Source organism: Rhodococcus sp. NPDC127527, from assembly GCF_042672245.1.
GTDB lineage: Bacteria > Actinomycetota > Actinomycetes > Mycobacteriales > Mycobacteriaceae > Rhodococcus_G.
In genome coordinates this window covers 32,953-46,618 of the sequence record NZ_JBHXVP010000004.1, presented here as the reverse complement: position 1 = coordinate 46,618, position 13,666 = coordinate 32,953, and the positions used below count along the sequence as shown (strand labels likewise).

Here is a 13,666-nt window from a genome sequence, read left to right as displayed (position 1 = left end):
AAGTTACTAGCTAGTAGGGTGTAGACGTGATGGGTAGCACGAAACTGCAGAAGGCCGCTCTGGCGGCGGTGAGCGCGCTCGCTGTCGTCGCACTCGGATTCGCCGTGTGGTTCGGCTACGGATGGGGGCACGCCCTCTTCAGTGACAAGCCGGCGGCCGCCGCCCGTGACGACGCGCTGACCGGTGCGAGGCAGGCCGCGATCAACCTCAACACGGTCGACTCGGCGAACCTCGACAAGACCTTCGCCGACATGGAGTCGTCGATCACGGGCGACGACATGCTGAAGTCGCTCAACGACACCAAGGGCCAGATGGCCGAACAGGTCAAGCAGACCGGTGCCAAGAGCGAGGCCCAGATCATCGACGCCGCGCTCACCGACTTCAGCCGCGACGAGGGCACGGCGACCTCGCTCGTGGTGCTCTCCACGACCACCACGTGGCCGGACAAGCCGGTCAAGAAGGTGAAGGTGACCATGCGCATCGGTCTGACCGATGTCGACGGCACCTGGAAGGCGTCGAAGGTCGAGAACGTCGGCGCGCCGCTGGCCATGGACCCGGGCACCCCCGCGCCTGCGCCCGCGCCTGCGCCGGGAGCCGAGACGCCCGCGCCCGCGCCCGCTGCGAACTCGGGCGGCCAGTAGCGGCTCGCAGCCCTACGCCCCGCCGAGGAAATCAAGGAGTATCGAACAGTGCCCCCAACTCGTCGCACGAGCAACACGCCGCAGCCCAAGGGGCGCCGACCCAAGATCGCCGGGACCGGGTCCGTGGCGGGCCGCAGGGGGCCCGTCGCGCCTGCGGGCGAGGCGAAGGAGGCTCCGCTCGTCGAGCCTGCCGAGATCACGCCCGCAGGCGTCGCTTCCGTCGTGGTGGATTCGGACCCCACGGCCGCGGCCGTCGAGGTGGCTGTCGCGGAGACCGAGGCCGTGGAGCCCGAGGCTCCGCGCAAGAGCATCAATCGCACCAGTTCGCTGCGTCCGCGCGGCGAAGGCGGCGCAGCCGTCGCCTCGGGTGTGGAGGCGACCGGCATCACGGCGGCCGACCGCGCCGCATGGAAGCCGGTCGTCGTGGTCGGTGCGGTCGCGGTGGTGCTGGCCGCATTCGCCGTCCTGGCCGCTTTCGAGCCCGGCGCGCACGTGTCCAACCGTGCGTGGGTGGACACCTCGGAGACGTCGAAGGTGACCGCGGATGCCAAACACGCCGTCGAGACGCTGTACACCTACAAGTTCGACACGGTCGACCAGGACTTCGACAACGCGCGCGCGGTGCTCACGGACGACATGCGTGCGGAGTTCGACAAGACCGCCAAGGTGACCCGGGACGCGGTCGTGCAGACGAAGACCGCGACGGCCGCGCAGGTCACCGACATCGGAGCCAAGCTGCTCTCCGAGGACAAGGCCGAACTGGTGGCCAGCATGAACGTCAGCGCGAGCAACGACGGACAGGCGCAGGGGAGCGCCGAGGGGCCGCTGTCGGTGACCATGACGAAGGTCGGCGACACCTGGTTGCTGTCCGGCATCCGGGACCGCTGACGACCGAGTGGAGTGCTCGTGCCGGCGATCCGTCGGGCGAATCGCCGCACCGGGTCTTGACGCGGAGGGCGTGAGGCGTCACTCTATTGGCGAGACATGCGAGTGATCGCGGGTCTGTGCGGGTTCGCGCCGGCGCAAATGGAGGCACTGGGCGCGAGTGACGGCACGGAAACACGAACCTCGCCCATGCCAGGTCGAACTGCACCTGGCTCGACATGCTTCTCGGGCATGATTCCGTGGACCATCGGTCGCGGTTGTCAGCTTGCTGGCACGCCCGGTTGTATTCTGCGCCGGATTCCGGTACCTTTGGACGTTGCGCTGGCTGCCTCCTGTCCACCTCTCAACCTCACCGCGTGTGAAGCGATCGCTTCCTACGTCTGTTGACGAGTTTCGTTCGGGTTGTGACCAGCGAATTCGCCCCACAGAAGAAGCAGATACAGCGGCGGTCGCAACAGCACGAGCGGCCCGCGTGAGGTGCTGGAAGGACGCATCTTGGCAGTCTCTAGCCAGACCAAGGCAGTTGCCGGAATCCCCGGAGCCCCGAAGAGGGTCTCGTTCGCGAAAATTCGCGAGCCTCTCGAAGTCCCCGGGCTACTTGATCTACAGACCGATTCCTTCGAATGGTTGATCGGCTCGCCGGCATCTCGTGAGCGGGCCAAGGCCCGCGGCGACGAGGGTGCCACCGGCGGTCTGGAGGACATCCTCACCGAGCTGTCCCCGATCGAGGACTTCTCGGGATCGATGTCCCTGTCGTTCTCGGACCCGCGCTTCGACGAGGTCAAGGCCTCGACCGACGAGTGCAAAGACAAGGACATGACGTACGCGGCCCCGCTGTTCGTCACGGCCGAGTTCATCAACAACAACACCGGTGAGATCAAGAGCCAGACGGTCTTCATGGGTGACTTCCCGATGATGACCGACAAGGGCACCTTCATCATCAACGGCACCGAGCGCGTCGTCGTCTCGCAGCTCGTGCGTTCGCCCGGCGTCTACTTCGACCACACGGTCGACAAGGGCACCGAGAAGGACCTGCACAGCGTCAAGGTGATCCCGGGTCGCGGCGCGTGGCTCGAGTTCGACGTGGACAAGCGCGACACCGTCGGCGTCCGCATCGACCGCAAGCGTCGTCAGCCGGTCACCGTCCTGCTCAAGGCCCTCGGCTGGACCACCGAGCAGATCACCGAGCGCTTCGGCTTCTCGGAGATCCTCATGGCCACGCTGGAGAAGGACAACACGGCGGGTACCGACGAGGCCCTGCTCGACATCTACCGCAAGCTGCGTCCGGGCGAGCCGCCGACCAAGGAGTCCGCGCAGACCCTGCTGGAGAACCTGTTCTTCAAGGAGAAGCGCTACGACCTCGCTCGCGTGGGTCGCTACAAGATCAACAAGAAGCTGGGCCTGAACACCGGCCTGCCGATCACGGCGTCGACCCTCACCGAGGAAGACATCGTCGCGACGATCGAGTACCTGGTGCGCCTGCACGCCGGCGACACCACGATGACCGCCCCCGGCGGCGTCGAGGTGCCGGTCGAGGTCGACGACATCGACCACTTCGGCAACCGTCGTCTGCGCACCGTGGGCGAGCTCATCCAGAACCAGATCCGCGTTGGCCTTTCCCGCATGGAGCGCGTGGTGCGCGAGCGGATGACCACTCAGGACGTCGAGGCGATCACGCCGCAGACCCTGATCAACATCCGTCCCGTCGTGGCCGCGATCAAGGAGTTCTTCGGAACCTCCCAGCTCTCGCAGTTCATGGACCAGAACAACCCGCTGTCGGGCCTGACCCACAAGCGTCGCCTGTCGGCGCTCGGCCCCGGTGGTCTGTCCCGTGAGCGCGCCGGCCTCGAGGTGCGAGACGTGCACCCGTCGCACTACGGCCGCATGTGCCCGATCGAGACCCCTGAGGGTCCGAACATCGGCCTGATCGGTTCGCTCTCGGTGTACGCGCGGGTCAACCCGTTCGGCTTCATCGAGACCCCGTACCGCAAGGTCGTCGACGGCCAGGTCACCGACCAGGTGGACTACCTCACCGCGGACGAGGAGGACCGCCACGTCGTGGCGCAGGCCAACTCGCCCGTCGACTCGGCCGGACACTTCACCGACGACCGGGTCCTGGTCCGCGTCAAGGGTGGCGAGGTCGAGTACGTCGCCTCCACCGCGGTCGACTACATGGACGTCTCGCCGCGACAGATGGTCTCCGTCGCGACCGCGATGATTCCGTTCCTCGAGCACGACGACGCCAACCGCGCACTGATGGGCGCGAACATGCAGCGTCAGGCCGTGCCGCTGGTCCGTTCCGAGGCGCCGCTCGTCGGCACCGGCATGGAGCTGCGGGCCGCGGTCGACGCAGGCGACGTCGTCGTCACCGAGAAGACCGGTGTCGTCGAGGAGGTCTCGGCCGACTACGTCACCGTGATGGCGGACGACGGCAGCCGCAAGACCTACCGGATGCGCAAGTTCGCTCGCTCGAACCAGGGCACCTGCGCCAACCAGCGTCCGATCGTGGACGAGGGTCAGCGCGTCGAGGCCGGTCAGGTCCTCGCCGACGGTCCTTGCACCGAGGAAGGCGAGATGGCCCTCGGCAAGAACCTGCTCGTGGCGATCATGCCGTGGGAGGGCCACAACTACGAGGACGCGATCATCCTGTCGCAGCGCCTCGTGGAGGAGGACGTCCTCACCTCGATCCACATCGAGGAGCACGAGATCGATGCTCGCGACACCAAGCTCGGTGCCGAGGAGATCACCCGGGACATCCCGAACGTCTCCGACGAGGTCCTCGCGGACCTGGACGAGCGCGGCATCATCCGGATCGGCGCCGAGGTTCGTGACGGCGACGTGCTGGTCGGCAAGGTCACCCCGAAGGGCGAGACCGAGCTGACCCCCGAGGAGCGCCTGCTGCGCGCCATCTTCGGCGAGAAGGCCCGCGAGGTGCGCGACACCTCGCTGAAGGTGCCGCACGGCGAGAACGGCAAGGTCATCGGTATTCGCGTGTTCTCGCGCGAGGACGACGACGACCTGCCCCCCGGCGTCAACGAGCTGGTCCGCGTGTACGTGGCCCAGAAGCGCAAGATCCAGGACGGCGACAAGCTCGCCGGCCGCCACGGCAACAAGGGCGTCATCGGCAAGATCCTCCCGCAGGAGGACATGCCGTTCCTGCCCGACGGCACCCCGGTCGACATCATCCTGAACACGCACGGCGTCCCGCGTCGTATGAACATCGGTCAGGTGCTCGAAACCCACCTCGGGTGGATCGGCAAGGCCGGCTGGAACGTGCAGATCGCGGCCGACGGCACCCGTCCCGACTGGGCGGAGAACCTGCCCGAGGAGATGCTCTCCGCACCCGTCGACTCGAACATCGCCACCCCGGTGTTCGACGGCGCCAAGGAGGACGAGCTCACGGGTCTGCTCGGGTCGACCCTGCCGAACCGTGACGGCGACCGGATGGTCGGCGCGGACGGCAAGGCCACCCTGTTCGACGGTCGTTCCGGTGAGCCGTTCCCGTACCCGGTGTCGGTCGGCTACATGTACATCATCAAGCTGCACCACCTGGTCGACGACAAGATCCACGCGCGTTCGACCGGTCCGTACTCGATGATCACCCAGCAGCCGCTCGGCGGTAAGGCCCAGTTCGGTGGCCAGCGCTTCGGTGAGATGGAGTGCTGGGCGATGCAGGCCTACGGTGCGGCGTACACGCTGCAGGAGCTGCTCACCATCAAGTCGGACGACGTGGTCGGCCGCGTGAAGGTGTACGAGGCGATCGTCAAGGGCGAGAACATCCCCGAGCCCGGCATCCCCGAGTCGTTCAAGGTGCTCCTCAAGGAGCTCCAGTCGCTCTGCCTCAACGTGGAGGTGCTGTCCTCGGACGGCGCGGCCATCGAGATGCGCGACGGCGACGACGAGGATCTCGAGCGGGCGGCGGCGAACCTGGGCATCAACCTGTCCAGGAACGAAGCGGCCACCGTGGACGACCTCGCAAACTAGCTGTTCGGTCCCCGGGTCGGGGGTTTCCTCGGCCCGGGGGCATAGACCACATTTGAATTTGGCAGACAGGTAGGCGCTCGCGAGAGCGCTCACCATAATCCCTCTGGGGAAAGGAAGTTACGTGCTCGACGTCAACTTCTTCGATGAACTCCGCATCGGCCTGGCCACCGCTGAGGACATCCGTCAGTGGTCCTACGGCGAGGTCAAGAAGCCGGAGACCATCAACTACCGCACGCTCAAGCCCGAGAAGGACGGCCTCTTCTGCGAGAAGATCTTCGGCCCCACCCGGGACTGGGAGTGCTACTGCGGTAAGTACAAGCGCGTCCGCTTCAAGGGCATCATCTGTGAGCGCTGCGGCGTCGAGGTGACCCGCGCGAAGGTGCGTCGCGAGCGCATGGGCCACATCGAGCTCGCCGCTCCCGTCACCCACATCTGGTACTTCAAGGGCGTGCCGAGCCGGCTCGGCTACCTGCTGGACCTGGCGCCGAAGGATCTCGAGAAGATCATCTACTTCGCTGCCTACGTCATCGTCGGCGTCGACGAGGAGCTCCGTCACAACGAGCTCTCCACGCTCGAGGCCGAGATGGAGGTCGAGAAGAAGTCGGTCGCCGACCAGCGCGACGCCGACCTCGAGGCCCGCGCCCAGAAGCTCGAGGCCGACATCGCCGAGCTCGAGGCCGAGGGCGCCAAGTCCGACGTCCGCCGCAAGGTCAAGGACGGCGGCGAGCGCGAGATGCGCCAGCTCCGTGACCGGGCGCAGCGTGAGCTGGACCGGCTCGACGAGATCTGGACCACGTTCACCAAGCTGGCCGTCAAGCAGCTCATCGTGGACGAGGGCCTGTACCGCGAGCTCGTCGACCGCTACGGCGAGTACTTCACCGGCGCGATGGGCGCGGAGTCCATCCAGAAGCTGATGGAGGTCTTCGACATCGACGCCGAGGCGGAGATCCTTCGGGAGACCATCCGCAGCGGCAAGGGCCAGAAGAAGCTGCGCGCGCTCAAGCGGCTCAAGGTCGTCGCTGCCTTCCAGTCCACCGGCAACTCGCCGATGGGCATGGTCCTCAACGCCGTCCCGGTGATCCCGCCGGAGCTGCGGCCGATGGTTCAGCTCGACGGTGGCCGGTTCGCCACCTCCGACCTGAACGACCTGTACCGCCGCGTGATCAACCGCAACAACCGCCTCAAGCGACTGATCGACCTCGGCGCGCCCGAGATCATCGTCAACAACGAGAAGCGGATGCTGCAGGAGTCCGTGGACGCGCTGTTCGACAACGGTCGTCGTGGCCGGCCGGTCACCGGTCCGGGCAACCGCCCGCTCAAGTCCCTGAGCGACCTGCTCAAGGGCAAGCAGGGTCGTTTCCGCCAGAACCTGCTCGGCAAGCGCGTCGACTACTCGGGCCGTTCGGTCATCGTCGTCGGTCCGCAGCTCAAGCTGCACCAGTGCGGTCTGCCGAAGCTGATGGCGCTCGAGCTGTTCAAGCCGTTCGTGATGAAGCGCCTGGTCGACCTGAACCACGCGCAGAACATCAAGTCCGCCAAGCGGATGGTCGAGCGGCAGCGCGCCCAGGTGTGGGACGTCCTCGAAGAGGTCATCGCCGAGCACCCCGTGCTGCTCAACCGTGCCCCCACGCTGCACCGCCTCGGCATCCAGGCGTTCGAGCCGCAGCTCGTCGAGGGCAAGGCCATCCAGCTGCACCCGCTCGTGTGTGAGGCCTTCAACGCCGACTTCGACGGTGACCAGATGGCCGTGCACCTGCCGCTGTCGGCGGAGGCGCAGGCCGAGGCCCGCATCCTGATGCTGTCCTCGAACAACATCCTCTCGCCCGCGTCGGGTCGTCCGCTCGCCATGCCGCGTCTGGACATGGTGACCGGTCTGTACCACCTGACCCGACTGGACGAGGGCGCCGAGGGTGAGCTCGTCGCCGCGTCGAAGGATCACGCCGAGACCGGTGTGTACTCCTCGCCGGCCGAGGCCATCATGGCCGTCGACCGTGGCGCGCTCGCGGTGCAGGCGAAGATCAAGGTCCGCCTGACCACGCAGCGTCCGTCGCGTGAGATCGAGGACGAGCTCTTCGGCGACGCGGGCTGGAACTACGGCGACAGCTGGATCGCCGAGACCACCCTCGGTCGCGTGCTGTTCAACGAGCTGCTCCCCGCGGACTACCCGTTCGTGAACGAGCAGATGCCGAAGAAGCGTCAGGCGACGATCATCAACGACCTCGCCGAGCGCTACCCGATGATCGTGGTCGCGCAGACCGTCGACAAGCTCAAGGACGCCGGCTTCTACTGGGCCACCCGCTCGGGTGTCACCGTGTCGATCTCGGACGTCCTGGTGCCGCCGGAGAAGACCCAGATCGTGGAGTCCTTCGAGGCGCAGGCCGACCAGATCGAGAAGAAGTACCAGCGCGGTGCCCTCAACCATGCCGAGCGCAACAGCGCCCTGGTGAAGATCTGGTCCGAGGCCACCGACGAGGTCGGCAAGGCCATGGAGGCGCACTTCCCCGACGACAACCCGATCCCGATGATCGTGAAGTCCGGCGCCGCCGGCAACATGACGCAGGTTCGGTCGCTCGCCGGTATGAAGGGCCTGGTGACGAACCCGAAGGGTGAGTTCATCCCGCGGCCGATCAAGTCTTCCTTCAAGGAAGGCCTGACCGTTCTCGAGTACTTCATCAACACGCACGGTGCCCGTAAGGGTCTGGCCGACACCGCCCTGCGTACCGCCGACTCGGGCTACCTGACCCGTCGTCTGGTCGACGTCTCGCAGGACGTCATCGTCCGCGAGACGGACTGTGGCACCGAGCGCGGCATCGTCACCACGATCTCGGAGAAGCAGCCGGACGGCTCGGTCATCCGCGATGCACACGTGGAGACCAGCACGTACGCCCGCACCCTGGCGGCGGACGCGGTGGACGAGAACGGCAACGTGATCGTCGAGCGCGGCCACGACCTGGGCGACCCGGCGATCGACGCGCTGCTCGCGGCGGGCATCACCGAGGTGAAGGTGCGCTCCGTGCTCACCTGCACCACCGGCACCGGCGTCTGCGCCACGTGCTACGGCCGCTCGATGGCGACGGGCAAGCTCGTCGACATCGGCGAGGCGGTCGGTATCGTCGCCGCGCAGTCGATCGGTGAGCCCGGCACGCAGCTGACCATGCGTACCTTCCACCAGGGTGGTGCGGCGGGTGCCGCCGACATCACCGGTGGTCTGCCGCGTGTCCAGGAGCTGTTCGAGGCCCGCGTCCCGAAGGGCAAGGCCCCGATCGCCGACGTCACCGGCCGCGTGCAGCTCGAGGACGGCGACCGCTTCTACAAGATCACCATCGTCCCGGACGACGGCGGCGAAGAGGTCGTGTACGACAAGCTGTCGAAGCGTCAGCGTCTGCGCGTGTTCAAGCACGACGACGGCTCCGAGCGACTGCTGTCGGACGGCGACCACGTCGAGGTCGGCCAGCAGCTCATGGAGGGTGCTGCCGATCCGCACGAGGTGCTGCGCGTGATGGGTCCGCGCCAGGTGCAGATCCACCTGGTCAACGAGGTCCAGGAGGTGTACCGGAGCCAGGGTGTGTCGATCCACGACAAGCACATCGAGGTGATCGTGCGCCAGATGCTGCGTCGCGTGACGATCATCGACTCCGGTGCCACCGAGTTCCTGCCCGGTTCGCTCACCGAGCGGGCCGAGTTCGAGGCGTCCAACCGTCGCGTCGTCGCCGAGGGTGGTGAGCCCGCCGCCGGTCGTCCGGTGCTCATGGGTATCACCAAGGCCTCGCTGGCGACCGACTCGTGGCTGTCGGCGGCGTCCTTCCAGGAGACCACTCGCGTGCTGACCGATGCGGCGATCAACTGCCGCTCGGACAAGCTGATCGGTCTCAAGGAGAACGTGATCATCGGCAAGCTGATCCCGGCCGGCACCGGCATCAACCGGTACCGGAACATCCAGGTCCAGCCGACCGAGGAGGCGCGCGCCGCGGCGTACGCCGTGCCGTCCTACGACGACCAGTACTACAGCCCGGAAGGCTTCGGCCAGGGCACCGGTGCTGCGGTTCCGCTGGACGACTACGGGTTCAGTACCGACTACCGCTAGCGCGTAGTTCACGAAACGGCCCTCGCCCCAGCAATGGGTGCGGGGGCCGTTTCGCGTCTACTGTGGGGGCAAACCGGACATCGGTTTCTCGAGCACGGAGGTCGACATGGCAGGCAAGGGAATCGACAAGGTCAAGACGCAGGCCGCCCTCGAGACGGTGCGCGAGAGCCCGGCCATCACGGCCATCGTCGCGGCGCCGGTGGTGATCCTGTTCGGTGTCATGTGGTGGGCGATGGGGTTCGGTGCGGCGCTCCTCAGCGCTATTGTGCTGGCAGTGGTCATCGTCGGCGCGCGCAAGCTGCTGAGTTAGGTGCTCGGACCGCGGCGACCATCGCACACGCCGCGGGCCGCCGGCGGGGGATGTCGCCAGCCTCGATCGGCGGTGACCGTCGTCACATTCGATCGATCTCGTGATTCGCGCCGCGGTGGACGGATTCTCCCGACGTGCTGTGACTTTCCTCGCAACTGCCAGGTATCGTTTGCGAGAACAGGTTCTAGTTTGGAGGAGATCGACAGTGGCGTTCGTGATCACTCAGCCTTGCTGCAACGATGCTAGTTGCACCGAGGTCTGCCCGGTGGACTGCATCCATCCGACGCCGGACGAGCGGGCGTTCAAGTCGACCGAGATGCTCTACATCGACCCGGAGACCTGCATCGACTGCGGTCTCTGTGTCGACGCGTGTCCGGTGGACGCCATCTTCCGTGACGACGACCTGCCCGAGTCGATGGCCCGCTACTCGAAGATCAACGCCGACTACTTCGAGGGCGCCGACCTCGAGGACTACGAGCCCGCACCGTCGCTGAAGTTCCCGAAGACCGACCAGGATCCGTTCCGCGTCGCGATCGTCGGATCCGGACCGTCCGGGTTCTACGCGGCTCGGGAACTGATGGCGTTCAAGCGGTCCGGCATCGAGGTCGACATGTTCGACCGGCTGCCCACCCCGTGGGGGCTGGTGCGCGCGGGCGTCGCCCCCGACCACCCGGAGACCAAGGCCGTGACCGAGCTCTTCGCGGAGGTCGCCCGCCGTCCCGGGTTCCGGCTGCATCTCAACGTCGAGGTCGGCAAGCACATCACCCACGACGATCTGCTCGCCCACCACCACGCGGTCATCTACGCGGTCGGCGCGCCGAGCGACCGGCACCTCGGCATCCCCGGCGAGGAACTCCCCGGCAGCCTGGCCGCAACCGAGTTCGTGGCCTGGTACAACGGCCATCCCGACTATGCGGACCACGCCTTCGACCTGACCGGCTCGCGGGCCGTGATCGTCGGCAACGGCAACGTGGCGCTCGACGTCGCGCGACTGCTGGTCGTCGACCCGGAGGTTCTGGCGAAGACGGACATGGCCGAGCACGCGGTCGAGGCATTGCGGTCGAGCGCGATCGAGGAGGTCGTCCTGCTCGGTCGCCGCGGTCCTGCCCAGGCCGCATTCACCAACCCCGAACTGCTCGCGCTCGGTCACCTGCCGGACGTCGATGTGGTCGTCGATCCCGCCGAGCTCGAGCTCGACGAGGTCAGCGCAGCGGAGGTCGCGGCCAGCCCCGCCAAGCGGCTCAAGCTCGACATCCTGCGCGAGTACGCGGCCCGTCCGCTGGCCGGCCACCGCAAGCGGATCGTGTTGCGGTTCCTGGTCTCCCCGGTGGAGGTGCAGGGCACCGACCACGTCACCGGTCTGGTGGTCGCGCGCAACGAGATGGTCGCGGGCGAGGACGGAACGCTGCGTGCCCGCAGCACCGAGCAGACCGAACTGCTCGACACCGGGCTGGTACTGCGCTCGGTCGGGTACCGGGGCGTGCCGGTTGCGGACCTGCCCTTCGACGAGCAGCGCGGCACAATCTCCAACGTCGGCGGCCGCGTCACCGAGGTCGGCACCGAGGTCCCGGTCCCGGGCACCTACACCGCGGGCTGGATCAAGCGCGGACCCTCCGGCGTGATCGGTACGAACCGCCAGTGCGCGCACGACACCATCGCGCTCATCCTCGAGGACCTCGCCGCGGACCGGTTGAACCCGCCGAAGGGCGACGGCGAGGCGCTCGCCTCGCTGCTCGCCGAGCGCGCGCCCGAGGAGCTCGACTGGGCCGGCTGGAAGCTGATCGACGCACGCGAACGCGAGCTGGGCAAGGCCGCCGGCCGGGCCCGGGTCAAGATGCTCGACATCGACGAGATGGTCGCGCTGGGTCGCTCGAAGAGCTGACCGCGCGGGTCTCGGGCGTCAGCGCTGGTTGATGCCCGAGACCCGCGCGACGGCTCGGACGGCGTCGTCGACCAGGAACCACAGCGTCATCGACTGTTCGTCGTCGCGGCGCCGGATGGTCAACCGCTCGCCGGCCCGGATCGGTGCGCGGTACTCGATGACCACCCGATGCGGTCGCTCGAGGAGGTCGCCGCGACGGGCCAGGTGCTCCTCGACGCCGTGCAGGTAGGCGGCGTTGTTGACGTGCTGCAACGGGTCGATGTCGGTCGATCGCAGCGGGAACACGGTGTCCGTGCCGTCCGATTCGGGTGCCGGATCGCCCAACCAGGACCGCCACTTGAGGCGGTGTTCGTCGGTGCTGCGGGCCAGGAGTTCCATCGCCGCGTCGCTGATCCGCGTCGGCATGCCGGTGTCGGGGTTGATGTTGATCCAGAATCCCTCGGTCTCGATCAGCGCACCCTTGTCGCTGGTGACTCGGACCCGCATCGACGACCATCGGCTCGACAGCGCCGAGCACCACCGATGCAGATGAACCCGGTCCGGCCAGAGCGCCGGCCGGACCACGTCGATCACCGAGCGACGCACTATCCACACCGGGTCGCTGTCGGCAAGTTCCGCGGCGTCGAGGTTGTCGGACGCGATGTCCTGCAGGTACCGGGCGATGCCGTCGAGTCGCAGCCGGTTCTCGGGGTCGACGTCTCCGGTGCGGACGGGCCGCGAGACGGAGAACCCGAACCCGTCGCTCGGGGGCGCGGCGAGTGGCTGATCGAAGTCCACGACGGGGTCCTCTCGGCAGGTGGGCGGCCGATCGCGGCGGCGATCCGCACACTATCGCCGAAATGGAACCGCGGCGACTAGCGTCGGAGTCACGGCGTGTGCGCGACGGCCGACGGAGGTGTCTCGTGCTGGCAGTGGTGGTGTCGGAGTTGACCGGCCCGGCCGGGATGGTGGTGCGGGAGGTGCCCGAACCCGACTGCGACGGCAACGTTCTCGTCGAGGTGAAGGTCGCGGGTGTGTGCTTCCCGGACCTGCTGATCAGTTACGGCAAGTACCAGCTGCGACCGGAGCCGCCGTTCGTGCCGGGCGCAGAGGTCGCGGGGGTGGTGGTCTCCGCTCCGGAGGGCAGCGGCCTGGCCGCGGGTGACCGGGTGCTCGCGATGTCCGATCTCGGCGGCTACGCGGAGCGGGTCGCGATACCCGCCCAGCGGGTGATGCGGATTCCCGTGCAGCTCGACTTCGAGCAGGCGGCCTCGCTGATCGTCAACTACCAGACCATGGAGTTCGCGCTCGCTCGTCGCGCCGGACTGGTCCCGGGGGAGACCGTGGTCGTGCTCGGCGCCGCGGGCGGGGTCGGTACGGCCGCGATCCAGCTGGCCTCGGCGCACGGCGCCCGGGTGATCGCGGTGGTGCGTCGGTCGGGTGCGGTCGACTTCCTGCGGGAACTGGGTGCAGACGAGGTCGTGGCGCTGGACGAGAACTGGACCGCACGGGTCGGTGAGCTAACCGGCGACGTCGGAGCTCAGGTTGTGGTGGACCCGGTCGGCGGGGACGCCTTCGACGGTGCGATGCGGGTCCTCGCGCCCGAGGGGCGGCTGGTGGTGATCGGATTCGCGGGCGGAACGATTCCGTCGGTGCGGGTGAACCGGGTGCTCTTCCGGAACATCAGTGTCGTCGGCGCGGCCTGGGGGGAATTCCTTCGTTCGCATCCCGACGCGATGGCGCAGACACACCAGGCCCTCGCCGACCTGGTTGCCGCCGGTCTGCGACCGTTGGTCACGGCACGCTACCCACTGACCGACGCTCCACGCGCGCTCGAGGACCTGGAGTCGGGCCTGGTCCTGGGCAAGGCCGTGCTGATCCGCGACTGACGCGCGGTCGGC

At 67.6% G+C, this 13,666-nt stretch carries 8 protein-coding genes; 7 read left to right on the top strand and 1 reads right to left on the bottom strand.

Annotated features, from left to right (window positions below):
* Positions 1–29 precede the first annotated feature (29 nt).
* From ACFVH2_RS08760 to ACFVH2_RS08735, 6 genes are all read left to right on the top strand, one after another.
* On the top strand, positions 30–641 hold the full coding sequence (locus ACFVH2_RS08760; RefSeq protein ID WP_378421583.1) for a hypothetical protein: 612 nt from the start codon (positions 30–32) through the stop codon (positions 639–641).
* Positions 642–689: 48 nt separating this feature from the next.
* The gene (locus ACFVH2_RS08755) at positions 690–1,529 is read left to right on the top strand and encodes a hypothetical protein (protein WP_378421581.1); all 840 of its coding nucleotides are present in this window, start codon (positions 690–692) and stop codon (positions 1,527–1,529) included.
* A 474-nt stretch (positions 1,530–2,003) separates the two neighbouring features.
* Positions 2,004–5,510 carry a DNA-directed RNA polymerase subunit beta gene (gene rpoB / locus ACFVH2_RS08750; protein ID WP_378421579.1) on the top strand — a complete coding sequence of 1,169 codons (3,507 nt, stop codon included), beginning with the start codon at positions 2,004–2,006 and terminating at the stop codon, positions 5,508–5,510.
* A gap of 121 nt (positions 5,511–5,631) precedes the next feature.
* Positions 5,632–9,594, top strand: a complete 3,963-nt coding sequence (locus tag ACFVH2_RS08745) for a DNA-directed RNA polymerase subunit beta' (protein WP_378421578.1) — start codon at positions 5,632–5,634, stop codon at positions 9,592–9,594.
* A 106-nt stretch (positions 9,595–9,700) separates the two neighbouring features.
* Positions 9,701–9,904 (top strand): hypothetical protein, encoded by a 204-nt coding sequence (locus ACFVH2_RS08740; RefSeq protein WP_378421576.1) that lies wholly within the window; start codon positions 9,701–9,703, stop codon positions 9,902–9,904.
* 205 nt (positions 9,905–10,109) lie between these two features.
* Complete coding sequence (locus ACFVH2_RS08735) at positions 10,110–11,786, top strand: 4Fe-4S binding protein (protein ID WP_378421574.1); 1,677 nt, start codon at positions 10,110–10,112, stop codon at positions 11,784–11,786.
* A gap of 18 nt (positions 11,787–11,804) precedes the next feature.
* Here ACFVH2_RS08735 and ACFVH2_RS08730 read toward each other — a convergent pair whose 3' ends face one another.
* Positions 11,805–12,563, bottom strand: coding sequence for an acyl-[acyl-carrier-protein] thioesterase (locus ACFVH2_RS08730; RefSeq protein WP_378421572.1), 759 nt, complete (start codon positions 12,561–12,563; stop codon positions 11,805–11,807).
* Positions 12,564–12,688: 125 nt separating this feature from the next.
* On the opposite strand from ACFVH2_RS08730, the gene ACFVH2_RS08725 reads away from it, so the two are divergent.
* On the top strand, positions 12,689–13,654 hold the full coding sequence (locus ACFVH2_RS08725) for an NADPH:quinone oxidoreductase family protein (RefSeq protein WP_378421571.1): 966 nt from the start codon (positions 12,689–12,691) through the stop codon (positions 13,652–13,654).
* Positions 13,655–13,666: the final 12 nt, after the last annotated feature.

What these genes read in the sequence shown, in the direction of transcription:
- ACFVH2_RS08760 (WP_378421583.1), top strand. Translation starts at nt 30, where the DNA reads ATGGGTAGCACGAAACTGCAGAAGGCCGCTCTGGCGGCGGTGAGCGCG.
- ACFVH2_RS08740 (WP_378421576.1), top strand. Translation starts at nt 9,701, where the DNA reads ATGGCAGGCAAGGGAATCGACAAGGTCAAGACGCAGGCCGCCCTCGAG.